This window comes from Capnocytophaga bilenii, assembly GCF_017565765.1.
GTDB classification, from domain to species: domain Bacteria; phylum Bacteroidota; class Bacteroidia; order Flavobacteriales; family Flavobacteriaceae; genus Capnocytophaga; species Capnocytophaga bilenii.
This window is the reverse complement of the sequence record NZ_JAGDYP010000009.1, coordinates 78,940-101,256: the sequence shown is the minus strand read 5'-3', so window position 1 is coordinate 101,256 and position 22,317 is coordinate 78,940. Positions and strand designations below refer to the sequence as shown.

15 protein-coding genes, 1 tRNA gene and 1 rRNA gene are annotated in these 22,317 nt (G+C 40.8%); 8 read left to right on the top strand and 9 right to left on the bottom strand.

The window, feature by feature from the left end; genetic code table 11:
• The first annotated feature begins 1 nt into the window (after position 1).
• Positions 2 to 111, top strand: a 5S ribosomal RNA gene (gene rrf / locus J4N46_RS11150).
• A gap of 164 nt (positions 112 to 275) precedes the next feature.
• Here the strand turns inward: rrf and J4N46_RS11145 are convergent.
• From J4N46_RS11145 to J4N46_RS11135, 3 genes are all read right to left on the bottom strand, one after another.
• Positions 276 to 1,025 carry an AAA family ATPase gene (locus J4N46_RS11145; RefSeq protein ID WP_317194300.1) on the bottom strand — a complete coding sequence of 250 codons (750 nt, stop codon included), beginning with the start codon at positions 1,023 to 1,025 and terminating at the stop codon, positions 276 to 278.
• Positions 1,026 to 1,200: 175 nt separating this feature from the next.
• Positions 1,201 to 1,274, bottom strand: a tRNA-Asn gene (locus J4N46_RS11140).
• Positions 1,275 to 1,469: 195 nt separating this feature from the next.
• Complete coding sequence (locus J4N46_RS11135; protein WP_034557253.1) at positions 1,470 to 2,855, bottom strand: dipeptidase; 1,386 nt, start codon at positions 2,853 to 2,855, stop codon at positions 1,470 to 1,472.
• A gap of 204 nt (positions 2,856 to 3,059) precedes the next feature.
• Here J4N46_RS11135 and J4N46_RS11130 point away from each other — a divergent pair, with 204 nt between their 5' ends.
• Positions 3,060 to 3,755 carry a ZIP family metal transporter gene (locus J4N46_RS11130; protein ID WP_208059353.1) on the top strand — a complete coding sequence of 232 codons (696 nt, stop codon included), beginning with the start codon at positions 3,060 to 3,062 and terminating at the stop codon, positions 3,753 to 3,755.
• A 7-nt stretch (positions 3,756 to 3,762) separates the two neighbouring features.
• Here J4N46_RS11130 and J4N46_RS11125 read toward each other — a convergent pair whose 3' ends face one another.
• A complete protein-coding gene (locus J4N46_RS11125; RefSeq protein ID WP_394369237.1) occupies positions 3,763 to 6,072 on the bottom strand; it encodes a glycoside hydrolase family 20 protein in 2,310 nt (769 codons plus the stop codon).
• A gap of 406 nt (positions 6,073 to 6,478) precedes the next feature.
• Here J4N46_RS11125 and J4N46_RS11120 point away from each other — a divergent pair, with 406 nt between their 5' ends.
• The 3 genes from J4N46_RS11120 (at position 6,479) to J4N46_RS11110 (ending at position 12,042) form a co-directional block, all read left to right on the top strand.
• A complete protein-coding gene (locus tag J4N46_RS11120) occupies positions 6,479 to 8,728 on the top strand; it encodes a GH92 family glycosyl hydrolase (protein ID WP_208059351.1) in 2,250 nt (749 codons plus the stop codon).
• A gap of 97 nt (positions 8,729 to 8,825) precedes the next feature.
• On the top strand, positions 8,826 to 9,413 hold the full coding sequence (locus tag J4N46_RS11115; protein WP_208059350.1) for a DUF3127 domain-containing protein: 588 nt from the start codon (positions 8,826 to 8,828) through the stop codon (positions 9,411 to 9,413).
• Between the two features lie 34 nt (positions 9,414 to 9,447).
• Positions 9,448 to 12,042: a transglycosylase domain-containing protein gene (locus tag J4N46_RS11110; RefSeq protein WP_208059349.1), complete on the top strand. Its 2,595-nt coding sequence runs from the start codon at positions 9,448 to 9,450 to the stop codon at positions 12,040 to 12,042.
• On the opposite strand, the gene J4N46_RS11105 is transcribed toward J4N46_RS11110, so the two are convergent.
• The 5 genes from J4N46_RS11105 to J4N46_RS11085 all read right to left on the bottom strand — a co-directional run bounded on the left by J4N46_RS11105 (position 12,039) and on the right by J4N46_RS11085 (position 16,184).
• Entirely contained in the window at positions 12,039 to 13,088 is a 1,050-nt protein-coding gene (locus J4N46_RS11105) for an RluA family pseudouridine synthase (RefSeq protein ID WP_208059348.1), read from the bottom strand. The genes J4N46_RS11110 and J4N46_RS11105 overlap by 4 nt on opposite strands.
• On the bottom strand, positions 13,088 to 13,687 hold the full coding sequence (locus tag J4N46_RS11100; RefSeq protein ID WP_208059347.1) for a PASTA domain-containing protein: 600 nt from the start codon (positions 13,685 to 13,687) through the stop codon (positions 13,088 to 13,090). The genes J4N46_RS11105 and J4N46_RS11100 overlap by 1 nt, the downstream gene beginning before the upstream one ends.
• 8 nt (positions 13,688 to 13,695) lie before the next feature.
• Positions 13,696 to 14,049, bottom strand: coding sequence for a phage holin family protein (locus J4N46_RS11095; RefSeq protein ID WP_009416084.1), 354 nt, complete (start codon positions 14,047 to 14,049; stop codon positions 13,696 to 13,698).
• On the bottom strand, positions 14,034 to 14,804 hold the full coding sequence (locus J4N46_RS11090; protein ID WP_208059346.1) for an alpha/beta fold hydrolase: 771 nt from the start codon (positions 14,802 to 14,804) through the stop codon (positions 14,034 to 14,036). The genes J4N46_RS11095 and J4N46_RS11090 overlap by 16 nt, the downstream gene beginning before the upstream one ends.
• An 84-nt stretch (positions 14,805 to 14,888) precedes the next feature.
• Entirely contained in the window at positions 14,889 to 16,184 is a 1,296-nt protein-coding gene (locus J4N46_RS11085) for a WG repeat-containing protein (protein ID WP_208059345.1), read from the bottom strand.
• Between the two features lie 331 nt (positions 16,185 to 16,515).
• Between J4N46_RS11085 and J4N46_RS11080 the strand changes: the two genes are divergently transcribed.
• The 3 genes from J4N46_RS11080 to J4N46_RS11070 are packed head-to-tail and all read left to right on the top strand — an operon-like array spanning position 16,516 to position 22,317.
• Positions 16,516 to 17,658 (top strand): carboxypeptidase-like regulatory domain-containing protein, encoded by a 1,143-nt coding sequence (locus J4N46_RS11080; RefSeq protein ID WP_208059344.1) that lies wholly within the window; start codon positions 16,516 to 16,518, stop codon positions 17,656 to 17,658.
• 58 nt (positions 17,659 to 17,716) lie between these two features.
• Entirely contained in the window at positions 17,717 to 20,788 is a 3,072-nt protein-coding gene (locus tag J4N46_RS11075) for a SusC/RagA family TonB-linked outer membrane protein (protein WP_208059343.1), read from the top strand.
• An 11-nt stretch (positions 20,789 to 20,799) separates the two neighbouring features.
• The gene (locus J4N46_RS11070) at positions 20,800 to 22,317 is read left to right on the top strand and encodes a RagB/SusD family nutrient uptake outer membrane protein (RefSeq protein ID WP_208059342.1); all 1,518 of its coding nucleotides are present in this window, start codon (positions 20,800 to 20,802) and stop codon (positions 22,315 to 22,317) included.

The following is a 22,317-nucleotide window of genomic DNA, read 5'->3' as shown; positions in this document are numbered from 1 at the left end:
TTAAGGTGGTTATAGTCAAAGGTCTCACCTCTTACCATTCCGAACAGAGCAGTTAAACCTTTTAGCGCAGATGGTACTACGGTTACGTGGGAGAGTATGTCGCCGCCTTCTTATAAAAGAGCAATTCTGATAATGAGTTGCTCTTTTTTTTGTTTGTGAATGGTGATTAGGTGTTAGACATTAGATTTGGATAGTGATATGGTATGTAAAGAAAAAGGCACGACCTGTAGCTCGTGTCAATGAAGATTAAGGAATACTTTAAAAGAGAATAAAAGTTATTCTTGTTTTTCTGTATTTTCATTTTTTTCTTCAGCAAGTTTAGCTTTTATTTTGCTTTCTATTTTTTCCTTGAGTTTCTTGCTAATACCTTTTTGTTTGCGCTCTTCTTCAAACTTTAGAAGTCGTTCTTTATGTTTTTCAAAACCTTCAATGAAAACACTTTCGTCAAGGGTTTCTGTTGCTTTTTGCACTGCATTGGTAAGACTTTCTAAAACGGCATTTTTTATCTCACGTCCTGAAAAACCATCTGAAATTTCGGCTAATTTTTTGCATAACTCTTCTTTATTAATCTCTGCACTAAAAGGTACTTTTGAGGGGATTGTAATATTAATAATCGCTTCTCGATTTTCTAGAGTAGGTAAATCGAAGTGGATGTGTTTGAGAATACGCGATTCAAAAGCTTTGTCATAATTGTCGGCTAAATTAGTAGCAAAGATAACAACCCCTTCAAAATTTTCTAAAAGAATAAGCATTTGGCTTCTGAGAGAGTTGATCGCTTGATCGGAGCTGTTAGATACGTTTTGGATACGTTTTCCTAAGAAAGAATCGGCTTCATCAAAAAATAGAACTGCATCGGCTTCTTTGGCAGCATTGAATGTCTTGAACAAGTTTTTAGGAGCATCACCCACATATTTAGACTCTATTTCAGCATAATTAACTGCCAAAATATTCTTGTTGGGCATTTTGGCTACAGCGTGCGATACCATTGTTTTTCCGGTACCAGGAGGTCCGTAAAAATTAAGGATAAGTTTAGGCTTGGCATCTACTTCAGCAAATCCCCAGTCCTCATAAATACGTTTTTGGTTTTCAAAAAGTTATCCAACTTGCTTATTATCAGTAAAAAAAAAATATGACTACACAACCTGAAAATATAAAAATAAAAAAAAGGCTCTACTTTACGTAAAGCCTTCCCTTTTCTTGCTCCCCCTACTGGACTTGAACCAGTGACCCTCTGATTAACAGTCAGATGCTCTAACCAACTGAGCTAAGGAGGAATGTTATGTCTTTCTCAAATGCGGTGCAAAGGTACAACTAATTTTGAAACCTGCAAATTTTTTGGCAGAAAAATATTAATTTTTTTTACCTTTATTTTCTATATAGTTAAAAATCAATGAAATAAAAAATAAAAAAGACTTCGCTAAAAGTAACAATTTTCGGCGAAGTCTCTGTTTTTTAGCAACAATTAGCTACTATTTATTATTTACAAAGTAGTGATAAAACCACGGAATAGTTTCAATACCCTTCAAAAAGTTGAAAATACCATAGTGTTCATTAGGCGAGTGTATCGCATCACTATCCAAGCCAAAGCCTAAAAGAATAGATTTGCTGCCCAATTCCTCTTCAAAAAGCGCTACAATAGGAATACTACCCCCAGAACGCACAGGAATAGGCTCTTTGCCAAAACTCTCTTTGCAAGCCATTACAGCAGCGCGATAAGCAGGTGTATCAGTAGGCGTTACATATCCCTGACCACCGTGATGAGGTGTAACCTTCACACGTACCCCCTCTGGAGCAATGCTTTCAAAGTGCTTGGTGAAAAGTTCTGTAATTTCGTGATTATCTTGGTTAGGTACTAAACGCATCGAAATCTTAGCATACGCCTTGCTTGGGATAACCGTTTTAGCACCTTGCCCTGTATAACCACCCCAAATACCATTCACATCAAGAGTGGGGCGTATAGAAGCACGCTCAGTAGTACTATACCCCGCTTCGCCATATACAGCATCAATATCTAATGCCTTTTTATAAGCCTCTAATGAGAAAGGAGCTTTAGCCATCTCATCTCGTTCAGCCTGCGAAAGCTCTTCTACCTTATCGTAAAAATGAGGAATAGTAATGCGATTATTCTCATCGTGCAACGAAGCAATCATCTTAGTAAGCACATTGATAGGATTAGCAACCGCACCACCATACAAGCCCGAGTGCAAGTCGCGGTTGGCACTAGTAACCTCTACCTCCACATAACTAAGTCCACGCAAGCCTGTTGTGATAGAAGGTGTATCATTAGCAAGCATACCTGTATCGGAAATAAGAATAATATCATTCTTAAGCTTCTCGTGGTTGCGTTTCACAAACCAACTTAGGCTTTCAGAACCCACTTCCTCTTCACCTTCAATCATAAACTTCACATTACAAGGTAGCACATTGTTTTTCACCATATATTCAAGCGCCTTTACGTGCATAAACATCTGCCCTTTGTCATCACAAGCCCCACGCGCAAAAATAGCCCCTTCAGGGTGAATATCTGTTTTTTTAATCACAGGGTCAAAAGGGTCGGATGTCCAAAGCTCAATAGGGTCAGCAGGTTGCACATCATAGTGTCCATATACCAATACTGTAGGCAAGGCAGGGTCTATTGTTTTTTCGCCATATACGATAGGGTAACCTGGTGTTTCACATATTTCCACCTTGTCGCAGCCTGCCTTTTCCAAGGCGTTTTTTACAGCTTCAGCTGTATTCAGCACATCTTGCGAATAAGCACTATCAGCACTGATTGAAGGCATTTTAAGTAGCTCAATCAATTCCGCAATAAAGCGATCTTTGTTCTCGTTGATATAATTTTTTACTGTATGCATATAATTTATAATTAACATTTTATAATATTGGCAGTTGTCTTATGACAAAAATTAGTTATTTTGTATTTGAAAAAAAGCTCTAAAAAAATAGTAACTTTCTGCAAAGATACAATAAATAAATGGATTATCCATTCTTTAAGTATAGGAAAAAAAGAATTTAAAAAAAATACTGTATCTTTGCGGTCTCAATAACTATTTTTGTAAATGACTTATTTCCTTCCTTTTTTGGCTGTCTTGCTGGGCTTTGCAGTTGTCTCCCTCTTCAAACTCTCTTCCCAGTGGTATATAAAATTATTGCTATCATTTAGTGGTGCTTTCTTGCTTGCACTTACTGTTTTTGTGCTGATTCCTGAAGTGTATCACCACGAAGAACACACTCACAATTTTAAACATATAGGCTTATTCATCATCATTGGTGTACTGCTGCAAATTGTATTAGAATTCTTTTCTCACGGCGCTGAGCACGGTCATTCGCAACATACAGTAGCACATCAGCATACAGTCTTTCCGCTTTCACTCTTTATTAGCCTCAGTATCCACTCTATTCTGGAAGGTTTTCCTCTTTCGCACGCACACAATCAGAACTTAGTCTATGGTATTTTTATGCACAAACTGCCCGTAGCTATTGTTCTAACTACTTTTTTTATCAATTCAGGTGTTGGTAAGTGGAAAACAACCTTCTTTTTACTATTTTTTGCACTAATGACACCGCTGGGAACGTTTCTGAGTGCGAATGTCCCTCAGTTAGGAGCCTATCATACTGAACTTTCGGGGATAGTCATTGGTATTTTCTTGCATATTTCTACAGTGATACTCTTTGAAAATGCTGAAGGACATCGCTTTAATTTATTAAAGTTTTTAACCGTTTGTATAGGTTTTGCTGTGGGGTATCTCAGTTAGAGAACCCCTACAACACTAAAACCTCATCTATAAACAACCACGCATCACCCCCTTTGGGCGGTGTTTTTACATTCTTTAGCTTAACCCTTACATAACGACTCTCTTTGGCGGCAAATTTTAGCACAAAATCCTTTAGTGAAGCTTTTCCTCTGATTTCACAAGGCACTTCTTTTGCAGCTACCTCTTCATAACGCTTGCCGTCTGCCGATATTTCTACCACTATTTTTACAGGAAAGTAAATCCCCGATGATTGCGCGTCCATTGCACCTACACGCACCTCACTGACTGTTGTTGCAGCCCCTAAATCAATTGTCATTTCAACATCATCACCCAGCCAACCTAACCATTGCCCATCGTGGAAATCCTTCGTGCCACGCACTATATTGGTAAGCGTTCCAGCTCCTTGTCCCCCATACTTTTTATGATAAGGTACCTTATAATGCACTTCTTTGTTCATAGCTTTATGAAATGTAATCTCCCCTGTAGTAATTGTAGTTGAAAAATTTCCCTGCATTACCGCTGCATTATAAGTAGTTGTTCCCTCGATGGCAATAGGCGCTGTATAACGCTGCCCTTTATTTATAGACACACCGCCAAGTGCATACTTTATTTCGGCAGTAGGCACTTCGCAATCCAAGTGCAAATATACCTTCCCATCTTTATTTTCCACCGTAGGCACTACTTGGTACATCGAGCGCGAATAGTTGATGCCCATTGCATCCATTCGAGGCATAAAACGCTCTACACGCCCCATAAAATCCTCCCAATTTTTCAACTTACTATCCGTCCAAGCAATTTCCGAAAGCGCTAATAGTCGTGGGAAAATCATATATTCTGAATGCGATGTGGTTTCTACGTGTTCAGCCCACAAATTAGCCTGTACTCCTAATACTCCTGCTTGTTCTTGAGCCGAAAGCTTATCCTTCTCTAAGTTATAATGATACAACTGCTTCAGCGGCAAATAGCCCCCATTTGCCAGCGGCTCATAATCGGGTAATCCCTGATAATGATTGATATAACAATCACTCGTCAGTACCAGCTTATTACCTTGTGCCAACGCTTGTTTGCCAACCTCTATGCCACGCCAATTCATCACTACGGCATCCTTAGCCAATCCTTCTTCTACAATCTCGTCCCAGCCCACCAAAGTTCTACCTTTAGAAACCAAAAAATCATTCACTCTATTGATGAAATAACGCTGCAGCTGATGTACATCTTTCAAATGATATTCTTTCATCCGCTGCTTACACTTAGGGCAACGCTCCCATTCGGTATGAGTAGCTTCATCGCCCCCAATGTGAATGTATTTGCTTGGGAAAAGCTCCATCACTTCCGTAAGAACCCCTTCAATAAACTCAAAAGTCTCCTCCTGACCTGCACAATAAATATCTGTAATAGGCCACACAGCCCCTGAAGGCACCCCAATAGGGCGTTTGTGGCACGAAAGTTCGGGGTAAGCCGCAATAGCACTCATCACGTGTGCAGGCATCTCTATTTCGGGCACAATTGTAATCCCTCTTGATGAGGCGTACCTCACCATCTCATCAATATCCTCCTGAGAGTAATACCCGCCGTATTTTTTAGCGCCCTTAGCTATCGCATCAGCATCGTTGGGCACACGTTCGTCCCACAATTTATCCTCTTGGTCTACACGCCACGCCCCTACTTCCGTTAGTTTTGGATATTTCTTGATTTCAATACGCCACCCTTCATTATCTACCAAGTGCAAGTGTAGCACATTGAGTTTCAGTAGTGCCATACGGTCTAATGTTTTAAGGATATATTCCTTGGGGAAAAAATGCCGAGCCACATCCAGCATCAGTCCACGCCATTGGTGAGCAGGAGCGTCCTCAATGGTTACGGCAGGAATCACCCACTCGCGCCCCTTAATCTTGTGTTCCACTTCAGACGGGAACAATTGTCGCAACGTTTGCAACCCATTCCGAATTCCCTCAACATCACTTGCCTTGATGATTACCTTATCCCTATCCGAAGAAAGTATATAGCCCCCTGCAGGCAGCGTTTTGTCCAATGACAATTCCATATAATTACGCTTTGCTCTTTCTTTTTTAGGACGAGCAGACATCAGCTGCAATTCTTCGGCAAGGAGATACAACGGCAACAAAAACGCGGTTGTGTCACGCACGACAAACCTTGTTTCATCGTTAAATACAAAGTAACCCTCACCCATTTTCACCGAAAGAGGTTTTGGGATAATGGTAAGGTCTTTTTCGGTAAAAGTCGCCTCTTTTTTAGGCGATTGGCAAGCTGCTACTCCCAGCAACAGCAAGCCTATCAATAATATGTTTTTCATCATTTATAGTATTTAGCCACAAAGATATAAAATAATGTTGAATTTTGAATTCTGAATTCTGAATTTTGAATTTTGAATTGTGAAGCGCATAGGCTTCACATACTCGGCTGCGCCGACTTTCCTTCGTCACATACTCGGCTGTGCCAGCTCGCCGACTTTCCTTCGCTCATCCTTCGCTGAACCTTCGCTGAACCTTCGCTGAACCTTCGCTCATCCTTCGTCACATACTCGGCTGTGCCAGCTCGCCGACTTTCCTTCGCTGAACCTTCGGTGGGGGAATTATGAATTTTGAATTCAAAAAAACTCTTCTAACGTTATTTTAAAAATATTTTTTGTTTTTTTTAAGTTGTTTTTAAAATTTTGTTGTATATTTGTAGCCTGATTAACCATTATGTTTTTAAATAAAAAAATGAAAAAATTACTTACTATTGTAGCACTAAGTGTGGCTTGCAGCTTGCAGGCACAGAAGCAGCCTGTGGATTATATCAATCCGATGATTGGTACGTCTAACTTTGGGGCTACGCACCCTGGTGCTGTTGTGCCTCGCGGGATGCTGAGTATTTCGCCTTTTAACGTTGCCTTTGATACTACGGGTGAAAAAAATCTGTTGGAAAAAGACAGCCGATGGCTCTCTAATCCTTATGTAAATGAAAATAACTTTTTTACTGGCTTTACACACGCTAACCTAAGCGGTGTGGGTTGCCCCGATTTAGGCGTAATTATCAGTATGCCTACCACGGGGGCTCTTGAAGTAAATCATTTAAAATACGGCTCTACCTATAAAAATGAGATAGCCAAAGCAGGATACTACAGCAACGAACTTACAAAATATGGTATAAAAACAGAAGCTACTGCTGCTACCCGCTCAGGAATTACACGTTATCACTTCCCCAAAGGTGAAGCCAACTTGCTCATCAACTTAGGCTTGGGGCTTACCAATGAAAAAGGTGCTATGCTCAAATTCGTCTCTCCTACTGAAGTAGAAGGGATGCGTATGGTAGGCTCATTCTGCTACAACAGTCCGGAATCAGCCTATCCTGTTTATTTTGTGGCAAAAGTTAATAAAGCAGCTCCTTCTTATGGCATATGGCAACAACCAGAAGTGCACAAAGGAGTAGAAGCCCAATGGATGTGGTACAATGGACAAGTACGCCTGAAAGAACAGTTTGCACGCGAGGTAGTAGGCGATAGTATAGGGGCTTACTTCCGTTATCAATTTGATAAAGAAGAGACTGTGGAACTAAAAGTAGGAATTTCATATGTGAGTATTGCTAATGCCCGCGAAAACTTATATCGTGAGATTGGCGACAAGAGCTTTGATGAGGTATATGCGACAGCACGTATCAACTGGAACGATGCTTTGCACGCACGTGTAGAAGGAGGTACTGAAGACCAAAAAACTATCTTCTATACAGGATTGTATCACGCCTTGTTGCACCCTAATTTGCTAAATGATGTGAATGGTGATTTTCCTGAAAATAGCACGAATAAAATTGGGAAAAACAAAGAGCGTTACACTGTGTTCTCATTGTGGGATACTTACAGAAATTACCACCCCTTGATGACCTTGCTATATCCCGACCAACAGCTGCAAATGGTGCGCACGATGCTTGATATTTATAAAGAAAGCGGCTGGCTGCCTAAATGGGAACTCAACTCTACCGAAACCTTTACAATGGTGGGCGACCCAGCAAGTATTGTGATTGCCGATACTTACTTGCGTGGGCTTACTGATTTTGACATCCATACAGCCTACGAAGCGATGCTAAAAGGAGCTAATACGCTGGAAGACAATCCTATTCGCCCAGGGGTAGAAGAATATTGGAAAAATGGTTATTTGAGTGTAGATGGCGGTATAAGAGGTCCTGTATCTACCACTCAAGAGTATAATATCGCTGACTTTGCAATTGGGCAATTGGCTAAAAAATTAGGCAAAAAGGCTGATTACGAGCGTTTCAACAAACAGGCTTATACTTATAGAAAACTATTTGATAAAGAAACACACCTATTGCGTCCTCGTTATGCAAATGGTACTTGGTATGCGCCTTTTAACCCTGAAAGTGGTGCTAATTTTGAAGAAAATGTAGGCTATATAGAAGGAAATGCTTGGCAATACGTGTATATGGTAACACACGATGTAAAAGGTATGATACAGCTAATGGGCGGTGAAAAGCCTTTTGAAGCACAATTAGACCGCATTTTTGATACCAAACAATACGATATGGCAAACGAACCTGATATTGCTTATCCTTATTTGTACAATTACTTGAAAGGTAAAGAATGGAAAACCCAACAAAAGGTAGATGAGCTTATTAAAGAATATTTCCAAAACAAACCAGCGGGCTTGCCAGGTAATGACGATACAGGCGTAATGTCGGCTTGGTTGGTGTACGGAATGATGGGATTATACCCAGTGAGCCCTGCTGAGCCTCTTTATACACTCACTTCGCCAAAGTTCAACAAAATTACCTTGCGATTAGATGAAAACTATTACCCTAATGGCGAATTGGTAATAGAAAGTAATGCTTCTGACAAGAATATTTACATTCAGCAAATATACGTAGATGACAAGCCTTTGAAAGGGTATTTCATTAGTCAAGATGATTTGCGTGCTGCAAAGAAGATACGTTTTGAGCTTAGAGAAAGCCCTCTTAAATAATAATCCAATTATTTGGTAGTTGTAATTTATTTTGTACCTTTGCATAAGAATTGGAATTATTGAATGGTAATTTGAGCCATCTAAAATTATAAAAACAATGGAAATTCAAGGACGTATTTTAAAGATAGGACCCGTACAAACAGTGGGGGCTAATGGTACTTTTCAGAAACGTGAATTGGTGCTTGTTACTGAAGAACAATACCCACAATATTTGCCAATAGACTTTGTGCAGGAAAAGTGTAGCCTTTTGGATAATTTTCAGCCCAACCAAGTGGTAAAGGTTAGCATTAACTTGCGCGGGCGCGAATGGACAAATCCGGCGGGAGAAGTGAAATATTTTGTAAGTATACAAGCTTGGCGTATAGAAAGTGCTGATATGCAACAAGGTTATGGACAGCCACAAGGCGGGTATCCGCAACAAGGCTACGCTCCACAAGGGTATGCGCAACCGCAAGGCTATGCTCCACAAGGGTATGGACAACCGCAAGGCTATGCTCCACAGGGTTATGCACAGCCACAAGGCGGCTATCCGCAACAAGCTTTTGGGCAACCACAACAAAGCTTCGGGCAACCGCAACAAGCCTTTGGGCAACCCCAGCAAAGTGCTCCTGCAATGCAACAAGTGCCACCAGTAGCACCACCGTCATCGCCTGTAGATGATGATGCTGATGATTTACCATTTTAGTAGATTATTTTGTACTTTTGCCACCGATTAAATATTGGTACAATTGAAGAATACATTAAAAACATACCTTATAAAAGTTTTATTTGCTGTTGCTCCGTTGGTATCGTGGCTAATGGAGAGTGTAGTTACTTTGTGTATGTGGTTATACAAAACGCTTTGCTATGCAGCTAAAGGGGTATGGGTATTGGTAGTAATAGCGATACTCGCAATACCACTACTTGTGTATTCATTACGAGGCAGAAGCAGAAAGTTTTATATAAGATGCTTTCTTATCCCTACAACTATAGGGGTGGGAAGCATCTTTTTATTGATATTGCTTATTTATTTAGGGGTATTTGGTACGTTGCCTACAAAACAAGATTTGAAGGACTTACGACAAGCCGAAGCGAGTCTTATCTACGACTGCAACGAAGAGTTTATAGGTAAGTTCTATATCTTCGACCGCACGAAAATTGAATATAAAGACTTTCCTCCATACCTCATCAATGCCCTAATAGCTACCGAAGATGAACGTTTTTACGAGCATAGTGGGGTAGATATTAAAAGCTTGTTTAGAGTATTCTTCAAAACGCTCTTGCTGCAAGATGACTCTTCGGGTGGAGGTAGTACCTTGACGATGCAATTGGCTAAAAATCTTTTTGGCAGGGAACAACGTTACGGCAAACTCACAATGCCTGTGCATAAACTCAAAGAAATGATTATTGCGCGGCGCATAGAAAAAGTATATTCCAAAGAAGAAATCATTGCTTTATATCTCAATACGGTGCCTTTCAGCGATAATACCTATGGTATAGAGAGTGCTTCGTGGCGTTTTTTCAGTAAGCCCGCCCGCGAGCTGACACTCAATGAGGCTGCTACCCTTATTGGCACCCTAAAAGCAAATTACAATTACAACCCTCGTACAGCAACCAAACGAAGCCAAGATAGGCGCAATACCGTTTTGGCAAAGATGAAAAAAAATGGGATGCTATCGGAGAACGATTACAATAATTATAGCAAAGATAGCCTAAAAGTTCACTACAACCCTATTGCAAGTAATGGAATTGCTCTCTACCTACGAGAGCAAATCAGATTGCAATTGCCTGAACTGCTTAAAGATATTAAAAAAGAAGATGGTACACCTTATAATATCTACAGAGATGGCTTGCGCATCTATACTACCATTGATAAAACAATGCAAGAATACGCCGAAATAGCTGTTAGAAAGCATTTAGAACGATTGCAAAAAGAATTTGAACAGGCTTATGGCAAGAAAGCTCCTTGGAACTTAGATAATGCGTGGCTTAAGCAAGAAGCTAAGCGGTTGCCTATATATAAACAGCTTAAAGAGCAGGGCAAAACAGATGAACAAATATGGGAACTGCTAAGTGAAAAGAAAGAAATGGACTTATCGTTCTATGAAGAGGATAAAAACCAATTGCATAGCACTTTGGATAGCTTATCGTTCTTCTCGCGTTTGCTCAATACAGGCTTTGTAACTGTTGACCCACAATCTGGAGGAGTAAAAAGCTATGTAGGAGGGATTGACTTCGAGCACTTTAAATACGACCATATCCTGCAAAGCAAGCGGCAAGTAGGTTCCATTTTCAAGCCTATAGTATACGCTACTGCCTTAGAGGGAGGAATGCCCGTATGCACTCACTTTTCACCACGCGCCCTCACCTACGCCGATTACAAATATTGGTCTCCTAAAAATGCTTCAATAACAGATGATGACCCCTATACATATTACTCCGTAGGAAAAGCGTTGCGCGAATCGCTAAATACTATTGCTGTGCAGGCATTGTTTTATGCAGGCTTAGATAACGTAATTGCTAAATCTAAAGCTATGGGTATCACTACCTCTTTGCCTAAAGTGCCTTCAATAGCTTTGGGTTCGGCAGAACTTCCTGTGATAGAAATGGCAAAAGCTTTTACTACTTTTGCCAATAACGGAGTGCCTTCACATCCTTATTTCATACAAAAAATAGTAAATAAAAAAGGAGTTGTAATATGGGAGTATCACCCTAAAAAAGAAGAAGCTGCCTTACAAGAAGCTACTGCACAAAAGATGATAGAACTAATGCGTGCTACTGTTAATGCAGGTACAGCTGCCCGTATGCGTAGCCAATATGGGCTTACCAACGACCTCGCAGGGAAAACAGGTACTACTCAGGACAATAAAGACGGCTGGTTTGCAGGGTTATTGCCCAACCTTGTAATGATTAGCTGGGTGGGGAATGACAAGCAAATAGGCTTCAGAAGTACCCGTATTGGGCAAGGAGCTAATTCAGCACTTCCCATAGCAGCCCTATTTGTGCAACAACTAAACCGCAATAAGAAATTCAGCAAGCTCACGAGGGCTACCTTCACTGTCCCCGATGAGATAAAAGAAGAAATTATAGCTTGTGATGCCGAAGTGCACGAAGGCTTTTTTGACCGACTGCTGAGTTCCCCTCCTAAAGATACCATAAGAGCTGGCGAATTGCATTACCGTATCTACGAACGCAGCGGTAAACTACACGATATAGACGATGAAGAAGTTATATCTATAGAAGATCTCAACGCCCCAAATAAACCTAATAAAGACAAAGAAGAAGAGCAACAACCTAAGAAGAAAGGGTTCTTCAATCGCATTTTTGGTAATTAATCAAGGGTATAGTTCTTGTAATTGCGCCACTTTTCAATACACAGCTGCATATCTTCAGGCAGCACACTGTCAAATCGCATATATTGATGAGTAATAGGATGTTCAAACCCTAAGGTTTTGGCGTGCAACGCTTGGCGCGGAAGTACCGCAAAACAATTCTCTACAAACTGTTTATACTTCGCAAAAGTAGTCCCTTTTAGCACTTTGTCTCCACCATAACGCTCATCGTTGAACAGCGTATGACCAATATGCTTCATATGCACGCGTATTTGGTGCGTACGCCCCGTTTCCAAACGGCACGATACCAAAGTAACATACCCAAAACGCTCCAATACCTTGTAATGCGTAACAGCTTCTTTGCCGTGCGAGCCATCTTCAAAAACAGCCATTTGCAGCCTATCTTTCAAGTGCCTACCTATATGCCCGCGCACTGTTCCTTCATCTTCGGCTATATTGCCCCATACCAAGGCAATGTATTCACGTTCGGTAGTTTTGTTGAAAAACTGTTGCGTGAGGTGCAGCATAGCCTCTTCAGTTTTAGCCACTACCAGCAACCCGCTAGTATCTTTATCAATGCGATGCACCAATCCAGGGCGATTACTACTATTGTTAGGCAAATTTTCAAAATGATATACCAGCGCATTGATAAGCGTTCCGCTATAGTTTCCGTGTCCCGGGTGTACAACCATACCCGCAGGCTTATTCACTACCAGTAGCTGCTCATCTTCATATACGATATCTAAGGCAATATTTTCAGCCACCAACAAATCTTCGTGAGGAGGATGCGCAAAAAGCACCTTTACCTCATCGTTAGCTTTCACGCGGTAGTTAGATTTTACAGGGCTTCCATTTACAAATATATTCCCCTGTTTGGCAGCCTGTTGTACTTTGTTGCGAGTAGCATTCTCTACAAAGTTCATCAAAAATTTATCCACTCGCAATGGTTCTTGTCCTTTGCCAGCCTTGAAACAATAATGCTCATAAAGCTCATTACCTACTTCCTCATCGGGTAGTAGTTCATCGTAATCGTCTTGTTCGTATGTCATTATTCGCCTATCAGTTCTTCAATTGGAATTTCACTCGGGATACTGTCATTATCTTTATTCTCCAAGCCATTGCCGCAAATAAGGTCTATGCGCGAAGTTTTCACTAATTTTTCCCCTGGCAATACGGGTTTGCCGTTGTGTTGCAGTTCCAGCACCATATCCTTGCCAATATCATCTACATAAGTAATATTGCCAATAGTAAGCCCTACCGATTGCAAAGTCGCTTCAGCATTGCGGCGTGTAACCTGTATTACCTTAGGTACTGTTACCTTGTGATAGCCCGTAGGGTTAATATTTAGGTATATTTTTCGGTTCTCTTTTACCCGCTCGTTAGGCTCTGGACTTTGGCTAATGACTGCCAAAGGCGGATATTTAGGGTCGTATTCAGTCGAATCGAGTACCTCATAGCGCAGGTGTTCTTTTTCAAAAAGAAGCTGCACCTCAGTAAGCGTTTTTTTCGTAAGGTCGGGCACTACGATATACTTTCCGTGATCAGTATAATAATCTAAGAGGTGAAGGGTAGCCCACACCAGCAAGGCAAAGGCTACTACGCCTAATAGCAGCTGCCCTAAGAGTTTTTGGAATATCTTTTTCAACATCTATTTTCTTAATTTTCTACTTTATCTTTTTCAAAAGGTGCAAAAGCAAGAGTTTGCGAAAGCGATAAGCAAGTACTAAACATTACAGCACCCCAAAATCCAAATACTTGAAAGCCCTCTACCAATTGTGCCGCCAATAGCACAATAATAGCATTGATAACCAACAAGAAAAGACCCAATGTCATAAACGTAATAGGCAATGATATCAGCGTAAGTATAGGGCGTACCACTATATTTAGCACCGATAACACCAAAGCCACCCATAATGCCGATTCGTAATTCTGTATCTCAGCGCCAACACGTAGGCTACCCAACAAAAATACTATCGTAGCCGTAACAAATAATCCTATAATGTATCGCATAAAAAATGAATAGTTTTATCGTAAAATTCAGTAGGGTTTTGAGCGTGAAGCCAGTGTCCAGCTTTGCTCACCTGCTCAATTACAGCGTTAGGAAAGTGAGTGTATATCAATGCTTCATCTTCAGGCATCACATATTCAGAAAACTCACCTTTTAGGAAAAGCGTTTTGCCGTCATACACATTGCCAGCAGGCAGCTCAGCCCCTATTTCACTTTCGTTATTGATAAGAGACGACAAGTTCAAGCGCAAGCCCAAGCGCTCCTTGCTTTCCCAATAAAGATTTTTAAGCAAAAACTGACGTACCCCCCAGTCGCTCACATACCGCTCCAACTGCTTTTCAGCCTCCGAACGCGAGTGCAGCGTGTCAAAATTAAGTGAAGCCAAGCCTTGCAAAAACTGCTCGTGATGTGGCGGGAAAAACTTAGGCGACATATCAGCAACAATGAGCGAAAGCACCTTATTAGGGTGCTCGGTAGCAAAAAGCATCGCCGTTTTGCCACCCATAGAGTGCCCCATTAGGTGAAAAGCCTTCAAGTGATGCCCTTCGGCATATTCCAGCAAGTCAGCCACCATCAGCGGGTAGCTAAAATCATCACTATGGAAGCTACGCCCGTGGTTGCGCTGGTCTACCAAATGCACCTGAAAACCCGCTGCGGCATACTGCAAACCCAGTGTACGCCAATTGTCGGACATCCCTAAAAATCCGTGTAATATAATAAATGGCGTCCCTTCGCCTATAATTTGTGAGTGAAGCATATTTTTAGTTTTTAGTCCCCAGTTATTAGTTTTTAGATTATGAGTCGCACAACCAATTCATAATTCATAATTCAAAATTCATAATTACTCCGTGTTGTTCTCACAATCTCTAACGCACTTACCTTCTTTGTTGATAACAAAACTTTTATCGCCTATATACACCCGTGTTTCGGTGCGATTGTAAATAAAAGGCTCTATTTTGTCGTATTTCACAGGCAGTAGCTCCTTGCCTTCGTAGCTATACAGCCCCCATTTGCCATTGCGGTGGTTCACTTGTATAGTGCCACTATTCCATTGGTCATCGTCTATATATGTATATTCGTCTTCAGGCACAATTACAGCCCCCTTATTGTTCACAACCGAAAAGCTCCTATTGCGGAAAGTTTCTATAAGGTTTGCTTTATCTTTCAGAAAATTAAGCATATCGTAGAAAGGTGGCAATATCGTTCTGCCGTCAAGGGTAAAAATACCTCTTTTACCATCAATACTTACAAAAACAAGACCATTTTCTATATGCACTTCGTCATATATTACAGGAATTATCACCTTGCCACTTTTGCTGATAAGCCCCATACGACTATTGTTGCCCACCTGAGTAAGTCCGTGCTGGGTTTTGCCTATAAACTCATAATACACCTCCCAACCTTTTTTGTTGGTTTTATAGAGGTTTTTCAGCTCTTCGGCGCCATATACACATTCGTTATTTTTGTTGATAGTGATAGCCGTACCATACATATACACCATCGCCTCGCCATTCTCTTCAAAAGGCGTAGCCATAGAGTACTGAAACGGAATAACCACCTTACCCAGCGTGTTGATATAGCCCCATTTGTCGTCTTTTTTCACCGCAGCCAGTCCGTTGTAAAAGTCGTCAGCTTGGTCGTATTCCAAGCCAATAACCTCGCGCCCATCTTTATCAACAAAGCCATATTTGCGATTTTTCATCACCCGCGAAAGACCGTCCTTAAAGCGATGCGCTTCGTGGTATTCAAAGAGCGTATGCAGTTCGCCATCCCTGCCTACGAAGCCCCATTTGTAATCTACGCACACAGGGGCAGCATTGCCGTAAAAAGGATAAGCATAATGAAAGCGGTAAGGAATCACCAGTTTGCCTTTGGTATCTATAAAGCCATAACCTTTGTCGTAGAAGCCCGCAATAGCCAGTCCGTGGCTAAAATAATCAACCGCATCGTATTTTAGGGGGATTACGAGTTTTCCTTTTTCGTTTACGTAGCCCCATTTGCCGTCATTCATTACGGCGCATAAGCCCTCATTAAATCCAAAAGGACTTACCAGTTCATATTGTTGTTCCCAATCTTTTTTTTGAGCCAGCATTGTTGTTACCAACAAACAGCACAAAACGGATAAGAAATTTTTCATTGTGGAATATTTTCGGCAAAGATACGAAATAATTATTAAAGCTTAACGATTAAAGGTTAAAAAATAGTTGTTAGTCTTTTCATCCCATACTCATATTTGAGTTACTCCACCGAACAATCAGCGAAGGAAAGTCGGCGAGCTGGCGCAGCCGAGTATGTGACGAAGGTTGAGCGAAGGATGAGCGAAGGATCAGCGAAGGATGAGCGAACAATAAGTAGCCAAGTATGTGAAGCCCGTGCGGCTCGCACCGAAAGATAAAAGCCTGTGTGGCTTGCACCTCTTTGGCAAAGATTTTGTGGGACAAAAATGATTAACAATAAAATCCACAAAAATGAAAAAAATCCTGTTCATACCCCTTTTTCTGTTACATTACTTACTCCCTGCACAAGTAGCCGAACTTACCCTGATTGATGCCCTCACAAAACGACCCATTCCCAATGCCGAAGTGTATTATACCACCTCGCTCAACGGCACCATTACCAATGAAGAAGGCAAAGCAAAAATTACGATAGAACCCGATACCCTTACCCTAAGCCATATAGGCTATATGAGTAAGAAAATACTCACAATCAATACTCTGACAAGCACAACCCTCTATCTCAATCCACAAGAAATACAACTTGAAGAAGTGGTGTTATACAACTACGATTTAAAGAAAAAAATAAAGTACGTTTTAGAAAATTATCACAAGCTGTACGACACCAAAGCCAAAATATTGGAATGCACTTATAGAGAAAAAACCACCAAAAACAGCAAACTCATACGCCTTTACCAAAACCAGCTAAATTGGTGGAGCAAAGATTATGTGTTCCGTTTTAAAGAACCTCTAAACAAGTTTATTCAAATAGAATTAAAAAACACCGATTATGCCAAGATTATTGGCGAAGAAGAAGATATAGCCAACGGATTGGCATTAGAACAGAAAACCCTGATGATGTACCTGCATTTAAGTCCGTATTTAGTGTTTTTGAACAATGCCCAAACCATTGATATTAAAAAAGTAGAAAAAGACAACCAATACACCATCGTAACCTTCGATGCCTATATTGAAAAAGTACACTTAAAGGTGTTTGATTCGGTTATTTACTTTGATAATCACAGCGGAGCCATCAAGAAAATCGTTTTCAATCAGCCCCTTTCAGAAACAATTGAAAGAGTATCAAGAAAATCAAAAATCCCCTGCAAATCAACCACAGAATTTGCCACTTGGGAACTCACATTTACCCCGTATAACAACAAAATGCTATTCAGTTCATTTGCTGTAAAAGCCAAAGTAAACGTAGAAATAGAAGGAAAAACATACACCATTATTTCCGAAGAAAACTTCCTGCGTACAGGCACTCAAGACAAACACATCAAGAAAGAAAACAGGATAAATATAGAAAATCCTTTCTTTGAATACACCCCTCCTCACAAGCAAGGCGAAGCCAAATATATACTCACCACAGAAGAAGAAGAATTTATAAAACAATAAACATATACGATTCAAAAATAATCGCTATATTTGCGCCCTATTAAAAACAAATAAGCTAATGAACTTAAAAAGAGAATTATTCACAGCTTTCTTCTTGCTACTAACATTTTGTATATCAGCACAAAACGTTGAGGTGAAGGGAGTTGTAAAAGATGAAAAAGGCGACCCTTTATTTGGAGTACTCATCTTGAAAAAAGGTACTCAGCAAGGCGCAGCTACTGATATGGACGGGAAATACTCGTTGCAGGCGCAAGTAGGCGATGTATTAGAATACACTTTTTTGGGGATGCAAACCCTTAGCCGCAAGGTTACAGGCAATGCAACCATCAATGTAGTACTAAAAGATGATGTACAACAATTAGACGAAATGGTGGTAACAGGCTATGGTACCCGCAAGGTAGCCAGCAAAACTGTAGCTTCAGTTGCCCAAGTGCAAGGCAAAGAAATTGCAGAAACCCCCAATGCGAGCTTAGCCGATGCTTTACAAGGGCGTATCGCTGGGATGGTTGTCAATACTCGAGGCGCTTCGGGGCGACCTGGTAGTACTGGCGAAATCTTGATACACGGCTTTAATAACTACCAAAGTTTGTTTATGCGAAATGCACCTTCTTCTTATCCACTTATTATTATGGACGGAATAGCTGTAAGCGAAAGTGTATTTAGCAACTTCAATTCCTCTGATATAGAAAGTATTACAGTACTAAAAGACGCAGCTTCTACTTCTATCTATGGTTCGCGAGCTGCCAATGGGGTAATCCTTATCACCACCAAGCGCGGGCGCAACAACGAGCGTACTAATATCACTATCAGCCACCAATTGGGCTTCTCGGCTCTTACCAGTGCAAGTAGCGATTTCTTCGATAAAATGATGACTTCGGAAGAATACCTAAACTTTTGGGCAGCTAAAGATGCCCGTTCGGTAAGAAATGCCGCAGGTATCACAGGCAGCACCGATGCCGATACCAGAGCTGCTGTAGAAAAAATATTGAGAGAAAACCCTTATAATACTCGTTGGGATAAGGTATTCTACCGCAATTTTGTACCACTCACCCGCACCGATGTATCAGTGTCGGGCGGTACAAATAGTACCTCCTACTATCTATCAATGGGGTACTTTAATCAAGAAGGTTCTTTAGTACCTGCTGATAGCTATAAGCGTTATACCCTCAACGGAAGCATCGATACCGAAATAACCAAATGGCTTAAAACAGGACTTTCATTTTCGGTAGGTCACAGCGAACGCGAAAGTGGTGGTACTCAAGACCAACCGCGTATCACAACGCTGCCTATGCTTACTCCCTATGATGCAAACGGCAATGAAAAAGAATTTATTGCCAACCCTATACTGAAACGTACACAATACGGCTTCTATCACCCTAATTATTATGGTAAAAAGCACCCTTCAGAAAGCTATGGAGATGATTTCCTCCCAACTATCTATGTAGCACTCACACCAATTAAGAATTTAACCTTTCAATCAAAGGCAGGGTTGCAATACTCTTCTGGTAGTTCTGAACGCAAAGAGTTACCTTCATTCTTGATATATAAAGGTCCTTCTACTCCTATACTTACCGATAGACCTTACACTTATAATGGTAGCGGACGTGATTTGCGCAAAACCATCACCAATACGATGGAGTATAGGTTTTTGTTGGGGCTTCATCACAGCTTCGACTTCCTGATAGGACAAGAATCTATAGAAAACGCTTCGCAAACACTTGGCGTAACTACCTTTGGGCAGCCTTCTGATGCTCTTTCTATGTTAGGACACGGTATAAAAAACATTAAAGTAGAAGACGATAAAAGCAAAAGCACTTTCAATTCATACTTTGCTCGTTTAGAATATAATTACCGAAATCGCTACTTTTTAGATTTATCAGCAAGACGTGATGGTTCTTCTTCCTTTGGGCGCGATAATCGTTATGCCAACTTTTGGGCTATAGGGGCAATGTGGAAACTAAAACAAGAAGCTTTCTTAAAAGATATATCTTGGCTTACCGACCTAAATTTGCGCTTCAGTACCGGTATCTCTGGAAATGCTGGTGGAGGTGGTTATAGTCACCTTACTACTATTGACCCCGATACCTACTACAACGGACAAATGGGCTATACAGTAAAGAACTTAGGAAACCCTCATTTGCGTTGGGAAGAACAAGGGAAAACTACTATAGGACTGAATGTAGTTATTGCTCGTGCTACTTCATTCAATATAGAATATTACAATCGTTCTACTTATGATATGCTTACTTATAGGCGTACCAATACTACCAGCGGTAGCGAACAGGTGTACGACAATGCTGGCGGTATGCGAAATAGCGGTATTGACTTTACGTTCTCTTCAGTAGTGTATAGAAGTAAAGACGAAAATTGGACAATACGCCCTTATTTCAATATGAACTATAACAAACAAGAGCTTACAGCTTTGTTTGGCAAAAAAACTTCGGAAGCTACCAGCAGTGGTATAGGTTATAAATTGGGCAGTCCGTTAGAATTTACAGCGGTATTGTTTAAAGGAATAAATCCGCAAACGGGTGAAATAGAATACTATAAACCAGGTACCGACCGTATGGAAATGCGCACCGATGATAATGATGTAACTACGCAGTACGATTCTGAAAAGCTGATACAAACCACAGGCAAGAAGCTACAAGCTCCTGTAAATGGTGGTTTTGGTTGGAATATCGCCTATAAAGGCTTTAGCTTAGATATGAGCTTTGCTTTCTCATTGGGCAGATATATGAAAAACCAAGATATGTATAACACCGAAAACCCAGGTAGGTTTGGTATGGCTAATATAAGCAAAAATGCTTTAGATTATTGGAAAAACCCAGGTGATGTAACACGCCACCCCAAAATCACCAGCCCTGCATTTATATACGGCAGCGATTCTCGCTTGATACAAAAAGCTGATTTTATGCGTATGAAGAGTGTATCGCTAAGCTATCGCTTGCCTAAAGAGGTGATAGACCAAGTGAAGTTCTTCAATGGAATACGTATCTACGGAACGGCTCGTAATATATTTACCCTTACTAACTATGAAGGTGCTGACCCTGAATACAACGCTTCTATAGCTATAGGGGGGTATCCTCCTACTCGCCAATTTACTATGGGGGTAGAACTTAACTTTTAAAAATAAATAAAATGAAAGGAATTTATAGAATCATTATATCAGTATGGGTAGCTATGCTACTTAATAGCTGCTTTAGCTTAGACCAAGAACCTTATAAAGAGCCCATACACAAAAACACTTTTGCTTCACCTCGTGACGCTCAGTATTGGGTGAATGGTATGTATAGCTTATTGCGCTCTAATATCTACGGCAAGCCTATGTATGCAAGTGACTTCCAAGCCGATTTCCTAAATGCAACAAGGCATTCTGTAGGTAGTGATGATGTTTTGAACTTGCACAATTGGAACTTACTTACCTCGTCCAACGAAACGCTGGCTTCTATATGGATGCGTTATTTTGCAGCAATTCGCAATATTAATATAGGCATTGATGGTATCCCTAATATTACTATCGCTTCAGGCAATGTTACTGCTACTACCGAGGTGAAACATAATTTGGGTGAGCTTTATTTGGCACGTGCTTATTACTATACTTATTTGGTTACGCACTTCTGCCCTGCTTATAGTGAAACTTCACCTTATGGGCTACCTATTTTAGACCATTTTATAGAGGCTGATTTTCCACCACGCAGCAGTGTAAAACAAACTTACGACTTTATACTAAGCGATATTGCTAAGGCTGAACAACGCCTTAATGATGTAACAGGAAGGGCAGGTAAAACAACATTTAGCAAAGATGCCGTAGCAGCACTTAAGGCACGCGTATTGTTATACAAAGGCGATTGGCAAGGAGCTTATACCGCAGCACAAAGTGTTATCAACAATAGTGCTTACTCGCTGGTAAGCCAAAAAGCCGACTTACAGAAGATGTGGAACGAAGATAGTAACAACGAAAGTATTACGATGCTATTTGCTTCGTTTGACGAGTCTGGAAGAGAAATGCCTACAGAGGCTAATGGTAAGTATTTGGGCGAAGATAGTTGGCTGCGAGTGTATAATGCACCTGTAGTCCCTACACAAGCGTTTGTAGATTTGTTTGATAGTAGCGATTGGCGTAAAGAAACTTATATCAAGCAGTTGTACTTTACCTATAGCGGTACACGTTATAACAATATTTATTTGGTAACTAAATATCCTGATAACAATCAGCTGAAATACAGCCCAGGTTCTGATGCTACTTATATGCACAAGCCTAAGGTATTTAGAATTGCTGAACAGTACTTAATAGCGGCTGAAGCGGCTTATCAATTAGGGCAAACAGCCAATGCGCAAACTTACCTAAACCGCTTGCGCCGCTCGCGTGGACTTACTACCGATGTAACAGCTACTGGCAGTGCGCTTTTTACTGAAATACAAAACGAACGCAATCGCGAATTGGCATTTGAAGGCTTCCGATTGGCAGATATTAAACGTTGGAACTTAGGAGTAGTGCGTGGTACGCCTCAGAATATGGATATTATCATCACAACTCCTGCTGCTGATTACTACCAGCTGAATATTGCACCAGGAAATAACAAACTTACGTGGGCAATTCCTGAAGTGAATATTAATTACGAAAATGGCAAATGGACACAAAACCCTGGCTGGTAA